The organism is Enterococcus malodoratus, assembly GCF_027659535.1.
GTDB lineage: Bacteria > Bacillota > Bacilli > Lactobacillales > Enterococcaceae > Enterococcus_A > Enterococcus_A malodoratus.
In genome coordinates this window covers 397-15,691 of the sequence record NZ_JAQDPG010000017.1, presented here as the reverse complement: position 1 = coordinate 15,691, position 15,295 = coordinate 397, and the positions used below count along the sequence as shown (strand labels likewise).

The 15,295-nt window shown below is 38.0% G+C and carries 25 protein-coding genes; 18 read left to right on the top strand and 7 right to left on the bottom strand.

Annotated features, from left to right (window positions below; translation table 11 throughout):
- The first annotated feature begins 22 nt into the window (after window positions 1-22).
- Window positions 23-679 (top strand): histidine phosphatase family protein, encoded by a 657-nt coding sequence (locus PGP85_RS20165; RefSeq protein WP_090408604.1) that lies wholly within the window; start codon window positions 23-25, stop codon window positions 677-679.
- 37 nt (window positions 680-716) lie between these two features.
- Entirely contained in the window at window positions 717-3,119 is a 2,403-nt protein-coding gene (gene recD2, locus PGP85_RS20160) for an SF1B family DNA helicase RecD2 (RefSeq protein ID WP_270329046.1), read from the top strand.
- Between the two features lie 28 nt (window positions 3,120-3,147).
- Here the strand turns inward: recD2 and PGP85_RS20155 are convergent, their stop codons facing one another.
- From PGP85_RS20155 to PGP85_RS20130, 6 genes are all read right to left on the bottom strand, one after another.
- Complete coding sequence (locus PGP85_RS20155; protein ID WP_010739834.1) at window positions 3,148-4,137, bottom strand: diacylglycerol/lipid kinase family protein; 990 nt, start codon at window positions 4,135-4,137, stop codon at window positions 3,148-3,150.
- 141 nt (window positions 4,138-4,278) lie between these two features.
- Window positions 4,279-4,575, bottom strand: coding sequence for a hypothetical protein (locus PGP85_RS20150; RefSeq protein ID WP_270329045.1), 297 nt, complete (start codon window positions 4,573-4,575; stop codon window positions 4,279-4,281).
- 247 nt (window positions 4,576-4,822) lie between these two features.
- On the bottom strand, window positions 4,823-5,950 hold the full coding sequence (locus PGP85_RS20145; RefSeq protein ID WP_270329044.1) for a site-specific integrase: 1,128 nt from the start codon (window positions 5,948-5,950) through the stop codon (window positions 4,823-4,825).
- 16 nt (window positions 5,951-5,966) lie between these two features.
- On the bottom strand, window positions 5,967-6,281 hold the full coding sequence (locus tag PGP85_RS20140; protein WP_270329043.1) for a hypothetical protein: 315 nt from the start codon (window positions 6,279-6,281) through the stop codon (window positions 5,967-5,969).
- A 66-nt stretch (window positions 6,282-6,347) separates the two neighbouring features.
- Complete coding sequence (locus PGP85_RS20135; protein ID WP_270329042.1) at window positions 6,348-6,923, bottom strand: DUF4352 domain-containing protein; 576 nt, start codon at window positions 6,921-6,923, stop codon at window positions 6,348-6,350.
- Between the two features lie 81 nt (window positions 6,924-7,004).
- Window positions 7,005-7,739: a LexA family transcriptional regulator gene (locus PGP85_RS20130; RefSeq protein ID WP_270329041.1), complete on the bottom strand. Its 735-nt coding sequence runs from the start codon at window positions 7,737-7,739 to the stop codon at window positions 7,005-7,007.
- A gap of 160 nt (window positions 7,740-7,899) precedes the next feature.
- On the opposite strand from PGP85_RS20130, the gene PGP85_RS20125 reads away from it, so the two are divergent.
- Genes PGP85_RS20125 through PGP85_RS20105 form a run of 5 tightly spaced genes read left to right on the top strand, consistent with a single transcriptional unit; the run spans window position 7,900 to window position 9,879 of the window.
- Complete coding sequence (locus PGP85_RS20125) at window positions 7,900-8,136, top strand: helix-turn-helix domain-containing protein (RefSeq protein ID WP_270329040.1); 237 nt, start codon at window positions 7,900-7,902, stop codon at window positions 8,134-8,136.
- Window positions 8,137-8,147: 11 nt separating this feature from the next.
- Window positions 8,148-8,456: a DUF771 domain-containing protein gene (locus tag PGP85_RS20120; RefSeq protein WP_270329039.1), complete on the top strand. Its 309-nt coding sequence runs from the start codon at window positions 8,148-8,150 to the stop codon at window positions 8,454-8,456.
- 22 nt (window positions 8,457-8,478) lie between these two features.
- A complete protein-coding gene (locus PGP85_RS20115) occupies window positions 8,479-9,225 on the top strand; it encodes a Rha family transcriptional regulator (RefSeq protein WP_270329038.1) in 747 nt (248 codons plus the stop codon).
- 11 nt (window positions 9,226-9,236) lie between these two features.
- A complete protein-coding gene (locus tag PGP85_RS20110; protein ID WP_270329037.1) occupies window positions 9,237-9,578 on the top strand; it encodes a hypothetical protein in 342 nt (113 codons plus the stop codon).
- A 13-nt stretch (window positions 9,579-9,591) separates the two neighbouring features.
- On the top strand, window positions 9,592-9,879 hold the full coding sequence (locus tag PGP85_RS20105) for a hypothetical protein (RefSeq protein ID WP_270329036.1): 288 nt from the start codon (window positions 9,592-9,594) through the stop codon (window positions 9,877-9,879).
- Here PGP85_RS20105 and PGP85_RS20100 read toward each other — a convergent pair.
- On the bottom strand, window positions 9,850-10,065 hold the full coding sequence (locus PGP85_RS20100) for a hypothetical protein (RefSeq protein WP_270329035.1): 216 nt from the start codon (window positions 10,063-10,065) through the stop codon (window positions 9,850-9,852). The two genes, PGP85_RS20105 and PGP85_RS20100, sit on opposite strands and share 30 nt — an antisense overlap.
- An 81-nt stretch (window positions 10,066-10,146) precedes the next feature.
- On the opposite strand from PGP85_RS20100, the gene PGP85_RS20095 reads away from it, so the two are divergent.
- The 11 genes from PGP85_RS20095 to PGP85_RS21370 all read left to right on the top strand — a co-directional run.
- Window positions 10,147-10,608, top strand: coding sequence for a hypothetical protein (locus PGP85_RS20095; RefSeq protein ID WP_270329034.1), 462 nt, complete (start codon window positions 10,147-10,149; stop codon window positions 10,606-10,608).
- 11 nt (window positions 10,609-10,619) lie between these two features.
- Complete coding sequence (locus tag PGP85_RS20090) at window positions 10,620-10,820, top strand: hypothetical protein (RefSeq protein ID WP_270329033.1); 201 nt, start codon at window positions 10,620-10,622, stop codon at window positions 10,818-10,820.
- A 53-nt stretch (window positions 10,821-10,873) separates the two neighbouring features.
- Window positions 10,874-11,212, top strand: coding sequence for a hypothetical protein (locus PGP85_RS20085; protein ID WP_270329032.1), 339 nt, complete (start codon window positions 10,874-10,876; stop codon window positions 11,210-11,212).
- A complete protein-coding gene (locus PGP85_RS21375) occupies window positions 11,205-11,321 on the top strand; it encodes a zinc ribbon domain-containing protein (protein WP_408639911.1) in 117 nt (38 codons plus the stop codon). The genes PGP85_RS20085 and PGP85_RS21375 overlap by 8 nt, the downstream gene beginning before the upstream one ends.
- Entirely contained in the window at window positions 11,296-11,835 is a 540-nt protein-coding gene (locus tag PGP85_RS20080) for a host-nuclease inhibitor Gam family protein (RefSeq protein ID WP_270329031.1), read from the top strand. The genes PGP85_RS21375 and PGP85_RS20080 overlap by 26 nt, the downstream gene beginning before the upstream one ends.
- Window position 11,836: 1 nt before the next feature.
- Window positions 11,837-12,835 (top strand): AAA family ATPase, encoded by a 999-nt coding sequence (locus PGP85_RS20075; RefSeq protein ID WP_270329030.1) that lies wholly within the window; start codon window positions 11,837-11,839, stop codon window positions 12,833-12,835.
- Window positions 12,836-12,840: 5 nt separating this feature from the next.
- Window positions 12,841-13,509 (top strand): putative HNHc nuclease, encoded by a 669-nt coding sequence (locus PGP85_RS20070; RefSeq protein WP_270329029.1) that lies wholly within the window; start codon window positions 12,841-12,843, stop codon window positions 13,507-13,509.
- Between the two features lie 12 nt (window positions 13,510-13,521).
- Window positions 13,522-13,698, top strand: coding sequence for a beta clamp domain-containing protein (locus PGP85_RS20065; protein ID WP_270329028.1), 177 nt, complete (start codon window positions 13,522-13,524; stop codon window positions 13,696-13,698).
- Between the two features lie 21 nt (window positions 13,699-13,719).
- Window positions 13,720-14,142, top strand: a complete 423-nt coding sequence (locus tag PGP85_RS20060) for a hypothetical protein (RefSeq protein WP_270329027.1) — start codon at window positions 13,720-13,722, stop codon at window positions 14,140-14,142.
- 15 nt (window positions 14,143-14,157) lie between these two features.
- Window positions 14,158-15,021, top strand: a complete 864-nt coding sequence (locus PGP85_RS20055) for a replisome organizer (protein ID WP_270329026.1) — start codon at window positions 14,158-14,160, stop codon at window positions 15,019-15,021.
- Between the two features lie 57 nt (window positions 15,022-15,078).
- Window positions 15,079-15,295: RusA family crossover junction endodeoxyribonuclease (locus tag PGP85_RS21370; RefSeq protein ID WP_408639912.1), on the top strand; the 217-nt coding region annotated here is incomplete at its 3' end.

Genomic DNA, 15,295 nt, shown 5'->3' with positions numbered 1-15,295 from the left:
ACGGATTAGGAAAGGGATTTAGATGAAACTTTATTTTACTCGTCACGGGAAAACCCGTTGGAATCAGGAGAAACGTTTCCAAGGTATGATGGGGGACTCGCCGTTATTGCCGGAAAGTTTGGAAGCAATCAAAGCATTAGGAAACGAACTAAAAGATATTCCTTTTGAAAAAATTTATACGAGCACATTAAAACGGGCGTATTTGACAGCAGAAGGTATTAATAAACAGTTAGCGCAGCCAACGGACATCGTTCGTTCGGAGGATTTACGGGAGCTTGGTCTGGGAACCTTGGAAGGACAATTAATTCCGGTGATTGAAGAACGCTATCCAAAAGATATGGTAAATTTACGCCATCATCTCGAGCTATACGATCCAGCCCCCTTTGATGGAGAGAAAATAGAAGGCATGTTGAAGCGAACCAATGATTTAGTAGAAAAAGCAGTGTCTGAAGCCGAAGAAGGACCGCTTCTTTTTGTTGGACATGGTGCCGCATTGACAGCCGCGATTCAAGCGTTAACTGGAAAATCATTGGCTGAATTACGCGACATGGGTGGTCTATTTAATAACAGTTTGACGATATTAGAAGCGGATAGTACGCAACCGCCATATCGCATGATCCAGTGGAATGATGTCAGCTTTTTAGAAGGAACGGGCTCGAAACCGGATTCTTTGCTTTAAAAGAAATCATTTCTGAGCTATAGAAAGGAGGGGCAAAATGTCGGAGGAGCAGTTATACATCGTGGGGACATTGAAAGTAATCTTTTTTCAAAATCCCAGCAATTTTTACAAAGTTTTGTTGATTAAGGTTAGCGACACCAATAGCGATTTTCTAGAACAAGAAATTGTCGTTACCGGCAGTTTTGGCGATATGCAAGAAGATGAAGATTATCGTTTCTTTGGGCATTTTGTAGACCATCCTCGTTACGGTAAGCAATTTCTAGTTGAAAGCTATGAACAAGCCCATCCGACCTCTGCTAATGGACTGATCAATTATCTTTCTAGTGAGAAGTTTCCTGGAATCGGAAAAAAGACGGCCGAGAAGATCATTGATGTGTTAGGGGAAAAGGCGATCGACGAGATTATGGAAAATCCGGCGGTGTTAGCCAAGATCCCTAATCTAAATGCAAAGAAGCAGAAAGTCATTGTAGAGATGATTCGGCAAAATCATGGTATGGAGCAAATCATCGTTGGTTTGAGCCGCTATGGTTTTGGAAGCCAGCTCTCTTTTGCAATCTTTCAAACCTATCGAAATGAAGCCTTGGAAGTAATTGCGGAAAATCCTTATCAATTGGTTGAAGACATTGAAGGAATCGGATTTAAAAAGGCGGATAACTTAGCGGAACAGCTTGGTATCGCAGCGGATAGTCCGCAACGAATTCGGGCAGCGATTTTTCATCAAGTAAATGAGGATGCGAATCAAAGCGGTGATACTTATGTTGAGGCTCAGCAATTATTAACAGAAGTTTTGCAGCTTTTGGAAACAACCCGGCCAGTCGAAATCGCCCCTGATCAAATCGCCAGTATGATTATTCAACTCGTGGAAGAGGAAAAGATTCAGCAAGAAGCTACGAAAATTTATGAGAATACATTATTCTATAGTGAATGGGGCATCGCTTCTTCGATTGAACGTTTGTTAGCTCGCAAGAAGGAGATCAACTATCCGCAACAGGCGATCGACAAGAAACTACGAATTATTGAGAAGCAGTTGAAAATCACTTATGGCGATTCGCAAGACGAGGCGATTAAAGGAGCCATTCGTTCACCATTATTCATTTTGACTGGTGGTCCGGGAACAGGGAAGACGACGGTTATTAACGGTATTGTGAAGTTATTTGCTGAGCTCAATGATCTATCGCTTGATCCCAAAGATTATACCCAAGCAGTCTTTCCTATTTTATTGGCGGCACCAACTGGGCGGGCGGCTAAACGAATGAATGAAACAACCGGATTGCCCGCAAGTACGATCCATCGTTTGTTAGGACTAAACGGTCATGATGACACTCCTGATATTGAAGCGAAAGAATTGGATGGCGGACTGTTGATTGTTGATGAGATGTCGATGGTGGATACTTGGTTAGCGAATACCTTGCTAAAGTCGATTCCTGATAATATGCAGGTCATTTTTGTAGGAGATAAAGATCAATTACCTTCGGTGGGGCCTGGGCAAGTTTTCCATGATTTGCTGCAGATTGAGGATATTCCAAAGATGGAGCTGACAGATATCTACCGTCAAGGCAATGGCTCGTCTATCATTCCGTTGGCACATGAGATCAAGGAAGGCAAATTGCCGCAGGACTTTAAAAAGAATCAAAAGGATCGTTCCTTTATTGGCTGTCATGCTTTTCAAATGGAAGAGGTCGTGAAGCAGATTGTCGAACGGGCGAAGAAAAAAGGCTATACTGCGCAGGATGTGCAAGTCTTGGCTCCTATGTACCGCGGACCGGCAGGAATCGATGCGATCAACAAGATGATGCAGGAAATATTTAATCCCAACGATGGACGCAAAAAGGAAGTTCAGTGGAACGATGTGGTTTATCGTATTGGAGATAAAGTGTTGCAGCTGGTCAATAATCCAGAACTGAATGTTTTTAATGGAGATGTGGGAATCGTTGCTGGGATTATTCCGGCAAAAGAGTCAGAAGATAAAGTTGATGAGTTGGTGATCCAATTCGACAATAATGAAGTCAGCTATAAGCGCTCAGAATGGAATAAGATTAAACTATCCTACTGTTGTTCGATTCATAAGGCGCAGGGTAGTGAATTTAAAATGGTGCTTTTGCCAATGGTCAAACAATATTCACGCATGCTGCAGCGGAATCTTTTGTATACGGCAGTTACACGAAGCAAGGATTTATTGATTTTGCTAGGTGAAGAAGAAGCCTTTCAAGTTTGTGTCAATCGCGAATCCGCTGTGCGGAAAACAACCTTGATTGAACGAATCATGAAGGGGACGGAAGTTGCTCCTACTCAACCGAAGCAAGAGCCATTCAAAGCGGTTGAAGAAAAGCAAAAGCCGAAAGTCAATGAACCAACTATTTTGACTCCGAAATTAATTACTGCACAAACCATTGATCCGATGATCGGGATGGAAAATGTGACTCCAGCAATGTTTATGTAAAAAAGGACTGAAAAATAAATCCGCGGATTTATTTTTCAGTCCTTTTATCTGCATACCAGATATATTGTGTTGCAGTAGTGAAGTTCAGATCAAAGGAGCGTTCTCCCATATTTTCGCCGTCTGCTTGTCCATGCTGCGGAACGACTGAAACGATTCGAATTCGACTGCTGGTGTAATGCTTATAGTGCTTGTTTTGCGTGTGTTTCTTGCGAACAAGTTGGAATAAGAAACGCAAAATTGCTGGCAGATTCGGTTTTTCTACGACAACAAGATCAATCGTCTCTTTTTTCGGATCAGCCATCGGTGCAATCGCTACACCGCCGCCAAAGTATGGAATGTTTGTCGTCGTGCATAGAAAAGTCCGTTCAAAGCTTAGCGACTGACCATTCAGTTCAACTAGAATAGGAAAAGTCTTTTGAGTGAAAATGGCTTTAACCAGATACAATGCGTAGGAAGCTGAGCCTAGATGATATTTATTCAACACTTTTTTTGACGTGGATGCATTCGTCGTTGCCACAATCAAGGCATCCAAACCAATTCCGACATTGTTCAAAATGACTCCTTGCTCTTCCCGAATTTTTTCTTCATAGTGAAAAACATTGATCGCCTGCGGTTTTAGTGCCGATGTAATTTGCTCAAAGGCTTTTTCCGGCTCACGAGACAGGCCGATGCCGCGGGCGAAGTCATTTCCTGACCCAGCGGGAATATAGCTGACAGGAAACTGCCGATCCAACGCAAAAAATTGATTAACGACCTGATGCAAGGTTCCGTCACCGCCAATGACCACGAGTAGATGGAAAGAATTATCAACATGATCCTTTTCGCAGGTTTCTGACCAAGGACTTAATAATTCGACCAGCCGTCCAACAATTTCTCGTTCGTCGCCGGGTTCTTCAGTGTAATAAGGGGTGTATGTATAGTTGCCGTCATCTAATAGCTGGATGATTTTTTCTGCTGTTTTTGCCGCGTTGCCGCTGCCGGCTGCGGGATTGATTAAAATATGATAATGAAAATTCATGTCCTCGATCCTTTCAAAAAATGATTATAACAGAGTAACGGAGTGAACTGTAGAAAATTGAATCATTTTTCATGAATCATGCTGTTAAAATCAAAAATACCCTCATTCAAGTGAAGGTATAGGATTATAGGGAATAGTCAATTATTTTTTTGCTCTCTGACTGAACCAATCGATAATTCTTTTATCATAATTTGAAGCGGGATAGTTTTCATTCACAATAGAAGTCTGATTTTTCAGATCAACCGTTACTGCTAATTTCCCCCAAATATGAAACTGCATCGTGTTGCCGATATGTTCAATTTTATATTTTTCGACTAACGGAGCCCGCGTACTGCAGCACCCGTAGTTTCCAGGAGTCCAACGATCCTTGATGACTGCAACGCCATCTTGTTGAGCTTTTGTGTACAGCGTTTCTAATTCACTATCAATTCCTAGCATGACGAATCACCTTTCTTTCAAACAAAGCAGGTCTGCAAAGTAATTGTATCATCAGAAGCTTAAAAAATTCAATTTTGATAAACTATCCTTATGCAGTTTCGGAGTTGACTTACATTCTGAAAAACCGTATGCTGTAAAAGGTTTACAGCGGTTCATCAACCAAATGGCGTATGTATTAATAATTGCTTTTATATCAATGTTTTTTATGTGCTGGAAGATGAACTTGCCACAAACTTGCCACAAATTTTTAAAAATAGTTTTCGTACATCGAAATTGCATCTCGTTCTATTTTTTTTGAAACATGTAAATAAACATTGGCAGTCATATTTATAGTTGCATGACCTAATCGTTCGGAAACATATTTCATGTTTGCTCCACTTTCTAAAAGATGCACCGCGTGGGAATGTCTTAATGAATGAGGAGACAGAATTGATACATTAGCTAGTTTGCATATCTTATAAAAGTAGGTACGATAACTTGATTGTTTTAAAGGTGATCCTGTATAGTCAGAAAAAACTAAATCCTTATTCAATAAATAATTTTTATTACTAAGGCTAAATTTCTTTTTTGCGATTTTCAGTGATTTTAGTAAATCAACTGTCTTATTATCTAAGGCGATAACACGATAACTTGATTCTGTTTTAGGTGAGGTAATAAAATCTTGACCGTTCTCTCGATATAAAGTTTTTGACACTGACAAACTATTTTTATTTATATCATTCCAATTTAAAGCAAGAGCCTCACCAAGTCTTAAACCCGTTCTAGCTAATAGTGTTGTTAGAACAAAATATTGATAATTAGAGTGATAAAAGTTTTCTTTTTGTTTCTCTGAAACATTTAGGAGTTTTTTTAGTTCATCCAGTTCAAAAAATTTAACGACGTTCTTTCTTTTATTGGAGCGTGGGTACTTAATATTTTTCATAGGATTAACATCAATAATCTTATATTCATTTACCGCATCCTCTAAAGCATTGTTTAGGGGTGCTACATATGATTTAACTGAATCAATGTTAAGCTTCTCGCACATTGCATTAATCCATTGAACACAATCCAGCCTTTTTATATCTGAAATTTTAGTAAGTCCAAATCTTGGTAATACATAAAGTCGAAAAGATCGATTAATTTTAAGCAAAGTAGATTGTTTTACTTGTTTTTTCTTAAGTTCTAGCCATATTTTTAAGTAATCTCTTAGAAGCATATTGCTGTCACAAATACTTAATCCGCCAGAAATTTTGGATTCAAGTTCATTCGCTGCAGTTTGTGCATCTTTTTTAGTTCTAAAACCACTCTTAGAAGCCTCCCGATATTTGCCATTATCTTTGTATCGAATACGGTAGCGCCACTTTCCATTTGGTTGTTGCTTTATACTTGCCATCTAAATTACTCCTTCCTTACGGGATTTCAAGTTCTGCCATAGAATCGTCGAATCCTTCTACAAAATTAATTTCCGCTAGAAAATCAAGCCATATCTGATAACCATTAAATCTAGGAACACCTTTATGGGATTTAATCTGCTCATAAGCGTTTTTAACGACGTCATTCCACATGCCCTCTACTTGGCGTTTCATCTGTCTGTCAGTCCATTTCTTTGTCTTGCCATTCCTCTTTTTATTTTTCTCCTTCCTTGACTCCATAGCTTTAGTAATAAAGATTTCGTAACCTCGAGTGTTTTGTTCAAGCCATTCTTTAAACTCTTGATGTTGCATTGTTGTCAATCTCCTTTCGAATGTATGTTCTTTTTACTTAGAAAAGAAAAGCCCTAGGGCTGATCTTTAAACTGTTGCTTTAAATTTTGCAGCTTTTTCAAATGATATTAATGGGGCAAAATGAATCTCAATTTCTCCTGGCTGATTTAAAGCAAAATGGGCTGTTACATCCATCTGTTTTCCTGAAGCAACGGATCCCATAGTATTTTCGTTTGCGTATGTTTCGGCTTTTTTATCATCAGATCCGTAAACTTCAACATCGGTACCCACGGGAATATCTTCAGTTCCATCATTTTTAACTGTATAGGTGATTTTGACAACTTGTGCAGGTTCCTTTTCTTCAAATTGATTTCTTTCATCGGTTAATTCAACACTATTTAAAGTATAAGTTGCATCTCCAACTTTAACAGTATCTCCAACATTGTAAAAAGTAGTTGCTTTTTCTTTTTCGGAAGATTTGGTGGTGCTTTCCACTTTTTTTCCACCATTATCACTGGCCTTTTTATCATTTGATTCTCCGCCTAGTGAACCACCGATAATCAAAATAATAATTAATGCCAGAACCCAAAACCAAACTCTCTTGTAAAACGGTTTTTTTACTTTATACATTTTTCCGTCTGTACCCATTACTTTTTTTACCATTCTTAATTCCCCATTTCTGATATAATATATTTGCAAACAACCTTACCCTAGCCGAAGCTGCAACTTCGACTGGGGTATTTTTTATATAATCACGCGCCCAATAATATATAGGTCGTCTAATTCGTCAGAATAAAAATCGGGATACAAACGATTCCCATCTTTATTGACATCTGTATTTAATGAAACTAATCTCAACCTATTACCCTCAAGATACATTTTCTTTATGAAGGCTTCACCATTAATTTCAACAGCCCCGATTTGTCCGTTAAACACATCGTTAGTTTCTTTCACGAAAACTATTTCGCCATCTTCAAAGGTAGGGTACATGCTGTCGCCTGCTACTTGGAAAGCCAGGTCATAATGAGAAGGTGTACTTCCGACTTCAACTGTCTCTACACAATTTTTATCATTGTATGTTCCTCCACCAGCAGAAAGTTTACCGGCTATTTCAACAGTAGTAGAACGTGTAGGCATCATAACCACAACTTTATTATTTGTTTGAAGTCGTATCTGTTCGTTTAGTTGATGTTGAGCGAAGTTATAGACTTTGGATTGTCGATCTGGAATTAGTTGATTGTAAATGGTCTCTATAGAAGAAATAGAATCTTCGACTAGATCTGATTTTGAGACACCAAAATAGTTTGCCAACATTTCAATTTTGTCAATTCTAGGATACGTCTTGCCTTTTATCCAATCGGTTACAGTTGTATAGCTTATGCCCAAATCTGAAGAGAGCTTTTTTCTATCAACGTCAAACTTTCGCATGTACTTGTTGATATTTTTTGCCATGATTTCTTTGTTCCCTAATCCACTCATTTTTTAAATCTCCCTTCTACTTTATAGCAACATTTTACGTTAAAACCGTAAAAAAGTAAATAGTTATTTTCAAAATTAGTTTAAAAAAATACGGTTTATCCGTTTGGCAATACGGTTTAACCGTAGTATTATACTCGTATACAGAAGGGAGGTACAACTTATGAGAGTTACTTTAAAAGCATTGAGAACAAATATGGGCTTAACTCAGAGAGAGATGTCTGAACTTATTGGCGTATCGAAAGAAACCTGGTCAAATTATGAGAATTATGAAACATTTCCAAATGTTCCGATTATAGAGAAAATCACGAAAAAAACTGGTGTCTCATACGATGACATTATTTTTTTACCTGTTGATTACGGTTATACCGTAAAAATGCAAAACAAACAACCTAGTTAGGAGGTAATCATATGATAAAGCAGCCTGAACTGCCACTCACAGTCAACGTTCAAGTTGATGATAGGTACATGGAAAAATATGCTCGAGAGTATTTAAATGAACTTTTTGATAAATATTTAAAACCTGAATGGTTGACAATCGCTGATATGGAAAAAATCACACGTCGTAAGAGAGCGTGGATAATGGATTACATTGTTTATGATCCATATGTAAGAAACAACAAATTGGCAAAAAGAGATACAGATGGCAAATGGATTTTTGATGCTGAAAAGATTCGGCCATTTCTAAATCGTCTATTTAATGATTTGCCTGATTACTAAAAAATAAGAAGGAGGCAACAAAATGAATCAGTTAACACAAACATTAACAAGTAATGAAGTAGCAGAAATGATCGGTACGACAAATGGCGAATTGATGAAAACTATACGAACTTACATTGGTTATTTAGCCGAAGGGGAAATTCCCTCGGGCGATTTCTTCATTGATTCAACATACAAAGATTCGAATAATCAAGAACGACCGAACTACTTGTTAACTAAACAAGGTTGTGAAATGGTCTCAAACAAACTGACAGGTCCTAAAGGCGTTCAATTCACTGCAAAATATGTGAATCGCTTCAACCAAATGGAGAATCACATCAAAGAACAACTAGACACATCAAACTTAAGCCCTGAGCTTCAATTTATGAATAGTGTCGTGCAGTCGTTGGCGAAACAAGAACAAGAAACGAAGCGTATCGAAAACAAAGTAGATAACATTACTGAAATTGTTGCTCTTAACTCGACAGATTGGCGGAAAGATTCACGCACACTTATCAGTAAGATGGCTAAGGCACAAGGTGGCTATGAAGCTTACCGGGAAGTCCAAGCGGATATTTACCAAGAACTAGACCGCAGAGCGGGATCGTCACTGAAGACACGTGTTACGAACAAGCGACGTCGAATGGCTGATGAAGGTGTTTCAAAATCCAAGCGCGACAAGTTGAGTAAATTGGATGTAATAGCTGAAGATAAGCGTTTACTAGAGATTTACCTAGCGATTGTCAAAGAGTTCGCGGTTAAGTACGGAGTATGGGACAACGAATTTTAGGAGGGAATAGCATGAATCAAACATTTTATGAAAAATTAGAAGAATTACTTAATGACCAAAATATCATTCCTGTTGAATGGAGTGGCGGGCCGTATGAAGAAGACGGTGAAACATTAATCAACGCAAACTTTGTATACAAAACGAAAAAACTCCCACTAAGTAAGCAGGAGTTAAAGGAAAAAGAACTATTAGAAATGTATAAATCTACCTTTTCAGGTCACGAGCAACAATTAGTTTTAACAGCCGCTGCAACGTATACTCGCTTGGCTAAGAGCTACGAAAAAGAGGAAATCCAAGCGATCGCAGAAATCCTCAAAGTTTTAGTTACAGTTCCAAATTATTTGAATGTGTAAAGGAGGTAACAGAATGAATGAAAAGGAAGTAAAAAAAGGAAGACTATTCTTTAGTAGAAGAAAAATGAATTGGGTGAAGATTCAAGTTGATTTGGATTTAGCAGAATTTCAAATTGCATGGCAGTTTAATAAATTATTCGTTTGGTGGAATGCCGAGGACATAACAGATTATGTAAAAGATGTGAAATTTATATGTGATGAAGAAGGGCAAAACAAATACGCAGAATTAACAGTTTTAGAGGAGCTGCTAATTCCACGTAATTATAAAATGTTAACCCCTATCGTTGAAAACGACAAATGAAGTCCCTTGCTTACTAACAGAAGCGACGATTTTATCCTCATCAACAAGCTTGTTGACAGTATCAATCACGTCTTGTTCTTTTTGTAATCGAGAATCAAAAGATACGCCAAATCTTTTGCCATTGTTCTCGTGATCGACATTGAAAGAATTAAGAATCGTGTTGGCAATGTATTCACTATACGCCATAAATTTTCACCTCACTTTCCAAAATAATTATAGCACCACACAAATAATAAAATCGCTTTTTTATAAGAAAGGAAGTACCACATGAAAAATAAAAAAATCGCACTAGGAGTTACCGCTGCATTGTTACTAGGATCAACTGTAGGATTCGCCGCAGGCGCTGGGTTCTTCGATAATGCAACGACTGTAGAACAGAACATCTACAAACTAGCTAACATTGCTACGCAGAACAAGCAGAAGGCTGCAGACGTTCAAAGCAAACTTGATCAAACGACTGGGCAACAAAAGAACCTTCAAGATCAACTAGACATCCTGAAACAGCAATTGGCAAACAAACAAAACGAGGTCAATGCGAAGCAGTCTGAAATCGAAGCCAAACAACGTGAAGTCGAGTCTAAGCAACAGGAAGTCACGCAGAAACAGCAAGAGGCGGATAAGCTGCGTAATGAACTATCTAATGCTCAAAATGATTCAGCACAAAAAGACGTACGCATGGCTGAGTTGGCAAATTTGAGCCAACAGAAAGTGAACGAGTTGGGCCAGTAGGAGGCGCAAGCATGAAGAAAATAAAAATTATTCGTGGATTTGGAATAGCCTTTGTTGCCGGACTAGTACTGATGCTGAAACTCAGCTCGATCCAATCGTTAAAAGTTTTAGTAATGATCATTTGCATAGCAGCAGCTAGCGTTTTAATCCCAACTACTATGATTTACGACGAGAAAGAATATGAAGAAAGAACAAAAAAAGAGACTTACTAGCCGGCAAGCAAAAGTAAGTCCCCATTGGAATAACATTATAGGAGGATTATATCATGTTTAATCGAGATGTAGCAATATCAGATCCTGATAACCGAGTATTCACGAATATCAATCCAAGGAGTGCGGAGGCTTCAGAAGTTGATTATGACTATAACTTGGATGATTTCGGTTCACAAGTATTACCCGATGATTTGGTAATGAAAGTAGTCTTTAAGAAACGAAAGATTAGCAAAGGCCGCTTAACCACGATTACGTTCGCAAAATACGTAACAATCGATAATTATGTTGAATTGATTGATGACGTTGGTATTGAGTACCAGGATTACAGCTTTGCTATTGAAGGCAGAGAATACCTTCAAAAGAAATTAGAAGGGGTGTTAGATCGTGAGTAGAGAATGCCCAAAATGTGGAAATGAACGTATCAAAGAGGATCATAAGTTTTGTTCGATTTGTGGAATGAAATTGGAGGGTAAGGATGATGAACACCTTAGAAAAATATGAATTAGAAGATTTGGAGCAAACTTCGGTAGAAGGATGGACCATCGATGATATCGGTGGCGCAGATTGGGCACTAAGAAAAATTTCAGCTCTTCAAAGTCAAAATGATGAAATTGAGAAGTTCGCTGATTTGGAACGAGAAAGAATCGTGAGTTGGGAGACAAAAGAAACAGAAAGTAATAATGACAGAATCAGCTTTTTTGAAATGAAACTAAGTGACTACTTAAATAAATTACGGAAAGATGATCCTAAAGCTCGAATCAAAACGCCACATGGAACAGTTGGGACAAGAAAGGTTCCTGATAAATGGGAATACTCTTCAGAGGCTGTTGCAGAGTTGAAAAAACTAGGGATGACCGAGTACGTGAGAATCAAAGAAGAAGTTGATAAAGCAGCATTTAAGAAATCTGTATCGGTTATTGAAGGCGGAAGAATTGTAAATAGTGATGGTGAAGTAGTCGAAGCGGTTAAGGTCATTCCACAAGGCGAAAAATTATCAGTAAAGGTGGAAAAATAATATGGAAGTAAAAAAGGCGAAGCGAGAAAAGCTAAAAGTTCCCATTATGATTACTGGAGCAAGCGGTAGCGGAAAAACAGTATCAGCTCTTTTAATTGCTAAAGGAATCGTTGAAAAAATGTATCCCGATTTATCAGACGAGGAACAGTGGTTGAAAATCGGGGTTATTGACACAGAACATAAGAGAGCGCTTTTGTATGCAGGGTCTACAGTGGCGGGTGTATACATTGGAGAATTCTTACACCTAGACTTTGAGCCTCCATACACAGTGAATAATTATATTCAGGCATTTCGGTTAATGAAAGCTGAAGGCATCGAAGTAGTGATAATTGATTCAATTTCTCACGCTTGGAGCGGTGAAGGCGGGATTTTGGAACAAGTAGAAAGTTTTACCAAAGGTAATTCAAGTAAAAATATGCAAGCTTGGGCGAAAGTAAAACCATTGGAAAAAGAATTTCTTAAACTAGTGACTGGCAACTCCGTTTATGTAGTTGCGACGTCTCGAAGTAAACAAGCCTATGATTTCGATAAAGATGAAAAAGGAAAAACTAAGATAGTGAAAATGGGGCTTAAGCCTGACCAAAAAGATGCCCTAGAATATGAATTTGCTATCGCATTGAGGATGGATCAAGACCATATTGCCGAAGCAACGAAAGATAATTCTAATATGTTTGATCTTCCGTTTAACGTGTCATTGGATACAGGCCGAAAAATTTTTGATTGGTCAGATCAAGGCATTGACCTTGAAAAACAGCGGCGTGAGTTAGTGATGGATATTATTGGCATGTCTGAGGAATCAACGGCTAAAAAGGCTTTATTTGACGAAATGATGGGGAAAGTGACCGGGAAAAAAATTGATGATTTACCAATCAAGAGTCTTAAAAATCTAAAGGGGATTCTCGAAAAGATTAATGAACCTGAAGTAAGCGAACCATCAAAGGTAGAAGAAGTTCAACAAGAAGAGCTGTTCGATAAAAACAAGCCACCTGTAAAAGAGTGATCTAAATGAATAATCTTGCTTATCTTGCAAAAATAACAAATATTTCTGGAAGAAAAATTATTTTAGAACTCAAAGAAGAACTGAACATCGAAAGATTGAAGACGATTTTCAACGGATTTGATGGCGAGAGACAGGCGGAGCTTTTCATCAAAGATCCACGAGGCTTTACTTCGCAGCAGAGACGCTTTGTATTCGCTCTAATGCAGGATATATACATTTATACTGGAGAACCGTTGGAAAGCCTTAAAGATGTGTTCTATTGGCAATTCAGATACTTCACAGGTAAGAACATTAGTTTATCTAATGAATCTGAAAACTCAGTGGATGAAATAGCGACGCTTGCGGAACTCATCTTAGACTTCATTTTCGAAAATGATATCCCATTCAGAGAAGGGTATGAAATAGCTCCTCAGAATCAGGAGTATTACTTCTACAAATGTGTAATGGCCCGTAAATGTTGCATCTGCGGTAAGCCTGCAGATATTTGCCATATAGAAACAGTCGGAGTCGGCCGGAATCGTAGGAAGATCGATCATACGAAACATACTTTTTACGCTGGGTGTCGAAAGCACCACAGTGAAGAGCATCAAATCGGGACGCAAAACTTTTTAAATAAGTATCAAATTATCCCAACCAAGTTAAACGCAGAATCAGTGAAGCAGTTGGGAATATAGGAGGAACTGCACATGCCAAAAAATAATAAAGAAATAAAGAATTTGCATCGTCACTTAAAAAGAGCAGCTTCGTCGTTTGATTCAAGACCCATACTAAAAGCCGTGCATTATGATGTTGACGGGAGCATTAGTGTTACTGATTCTCATAGATTATTAAGGATTTCGGATTTTCATAGTCATAAGGAATAATTCAATCAAGATTTGTCAACGATGATGCTATTAGACGGTAATTATCCAGATACAAGCCGACTAATTCCTAAAAAGTTTAGTACTGAAATTACCATCAGTTTGTCCGTTTTGATCAGAATCATGAAGGCTTTAGGAACTAGTTCAACGGAGTGTGTTCATTGGGAATTGCTAGAACATAAAATCGTCTTCAGTAATCAATCTGACAAAATCTACTACGGTGAACCAATAGAAATATCAGCAAATGCAAACATTGAAGGTGAGTTGTTTGATATTTCTTTCAACGCTAAATACATCAAAGAATGCTGCGAATTTTTCATGGATGCTAAAGAAAGATATGCAATTGATGACGTGACAATCAAAATGTTTAGTCCTATAAGACCAGTTATTTTCACCATTGATGAATCTAAATATATCTACTTAGTGACTCCAGTGAGGACTAGCTAAAAGAGGAGGGATAGAGTGGCTGAACGCAGAATGTTCGCAAAAACAATTATAGATAGCGACGCCTTTTTAGATATGCCGCTATCAAGTCAAGCGTTGTATTTTCATTTATCTATGCGTGCTGATGATGATGGATTTATTAATAATCCCAAAAAAATCCAACGAATGGTTGGGTCGAGTGAAGATGATTTGAAGTTACTTATTGCAAAAAGATTTATTATCGCTTTCGAGAGCGGTGTAATTGTGATAAAGCATTGGAAAATACACAACTATATACAGAAAGATCGCTACAAACCTACTCTTTATCAAGAAGAGAAGAGTATTCTGACAAATAAAAATAACAATTCCTATACAGTGGAGACAGAATGTATACATGATGGATACAGTTTGGAGACACAGGTTAGGTTAGGTAAGGATAGGTTAGAGCTAGGTAAGGATAGAAAAGATATAACTCCTTCTCAGCCGAAGGCTACACCAGCTCGTCATAAATATGGGGAATACAAAAATGTTTTATTAAGTGATCAAGAACTCGAAAAGCTGAAATCTGAGTTTCCTTCTGATTGGCAGAAACGGATTGAGAATGTTTCGGAGTATTGTGCTACTTCTGGACGAACTTATAAGAATTACTTAGCTGTAATTCGTAAGTGGGCAAAGAAAGACAATTCTAATCAAAACCAATCGTCTATCCCAAGAAAGCAGAACTACCAGAATAATCGACCACGATCAGAAAGTTACGTGGCCATGCAGTACGAAGTGTTTGTTCGCGAGAAGCAATTCGATTCTGGATTAACTTTAACTGAATATGCAAAACGAAAGAAATTGAAAACAGAAGAAGTCGAGGAACTGAAACAATACATTGCGAAACAAGGAGAACTGAATTGACATTTTACACTTTACATTTAGACCCAAAGCCACAATCAAGACCTCGATTTGGAAGAAATGGCACCTATGAAGACAAAAAAGCGTAACTGTGAGAGTCAACTTAGATTAATGCATCCTAGAATTATCGAGAAAGGCGCCATATTTGTTTCTATGACATTTTACATCTATCCACCTAAACGGATAGCCGAAGTGAAAAAGAAACGCTTGGAACTCGAATCAGAGGCGATTTATGTTGATAAGCGACCGGACATAGATAACTATATCAAAGCTATTT

Coding starts and splice junctions, on each gene's coding strand:
- PGP85_RS20060 (WP_270329027.1), top strand. CDS start 13,720: ATGATGCTATTAGACGGTAATTATCCAGATACAAGCCGACTAATTCCT.
- PGP85_RS20070 (WP_270329029.1), top strand. CDS start 12,841: ATGAATAATCTTGCTTATCTTGCAAAAATAACAAATATTTCTGGAAGA.
- PGP85_RS20075 (WP_270329030.1), top strand. CDS start 11,837: ATGGAAGTAAAAAAGGCGAAGCGAGAAAAGCTAAAAGTTCCCATTATG.
- PGP85_RS20095 (WP_270329034.1), top strand. CDS start 10,147: ATGAAAAATAAAAAAATCGCACTAGGAGTTACCGCTGCATTGTTACTA.
- PGP85_RS20105 (WP_270329036.1), top strand. CDS start 9,592: ATGAATGAAAAGGAAGTAAAAAAAGGAAGACTATTCTTTAGTAGAAGA.
- PGP85_RS20100 (WP_270329035.1), bottom strand. CDS start 10,065: ATGGCGTATAGTGAATACATTGCCAACACGATTCTTAATTCTTTCAAT.
- PGP85_RS20085 (WP_270329032.1), top strand. CDS start 10,874: ATGTTTAATCGAGATGTAGCAATATCAGATCCTGATAACCGAGTATTC.
- PGP85_RS20165 (WP_090408604.1), top strand. CDS start 23: ATGAAACTTTATTTTACTCGTCACGGGAAAACCCGTTGGAATCAGGAG.
- PGP85_RS20145 (WP_270329044.1), bottom strand. CDS start 5,950: ATGGCAAGTATAAAGCAACAACCAAATGGAAAGTGGCGCTACCGTATT.
- PGP85_RS20110 (WP_270329037.1), top strand. CDS start 9,237: ATGAATCAAACATTTTATGAAAAATTAGAAGAATTACTTAATGACCAA.
- PGP85_RS20115 (WP_270329038.1), top strand. CDS start 8,479: ATGAATCAGTTAACACAAACATTAACAAGTAATGAAGTAGCAGAAATG.
- PGP85_RS20130 (WP_270329041.1), bottom strand. CDS start 7,739: ATGAGTGGATTAGGGAACAAAGAAATCATGGCAAAAAATATCAACAAG.
- PGP85_RS20090 (WP_270329033.1), top strand. CDS start 10,620: ATGAAGAAAATAAAAATTATTCGTGGATTTGGAATAGCCTTTGTTGCC.
- PGP85_RS20080 (WP_270329031.1), top strand. CDS start 11,296: ATGATGAACACCTTAGAAAAATATGAATTAGAAGATTTGGAGCAAACT.
- PGP85_RS20135 (WP_270329042.1), bottom strand. CDS start 6,923: ATGGTAAAAAAAGTAATGGGTACAGACGGAAAAATGTATAAAGTAAAA.
- PGP85_RS20155 (WP_010739834.1), bottom strand. CDS start 4,137: ATGAATTTTCATTATCATATTTTAATCAATCCCGCAGCCGGCAGCGGC.
- PGP85_RS20140 (WP_270329043.1), bottom strand. CDS start 6,281: ATGCAACATCAAGAGTTTAAAGAATGGCTTGAACAAAACACTCGAGGT.
- recD2 (WP_270329046.1), top strand. CDS start 717: ATGTCGGAGGAGCAGTTATACATCGTGGGGACATTGAAAGTAATCTTT.
- PGP85_RS20065 (WP_270329028.1), top strand. CDS start 13,522: ATGCCAAAAAATAATAAAGAAATAAAGAATTTGCATCGTCACTTAAAA.
- PGP85_RS20120 (WP_270329039.1), top strand. CDS start 8,148: ATGATAAAGCAGCCTGAACTGCCACTCACAGTCAACGTTCAAGTTGAT.
- PGP85_RS20150 (WP_270329045.1), bottom strand. CDS start 4,575: ATGCTAGGAATTGATAGTGAATTAGAAACGCTGTACACAAAAGCTCAA.
- PGP85_RS20125 (WP_270329040.1), top strand. CDS start 7,900: ATGAGAGTTACTTTAAAAGCATTGAGAACAAATATGGGCTTAACTCAG.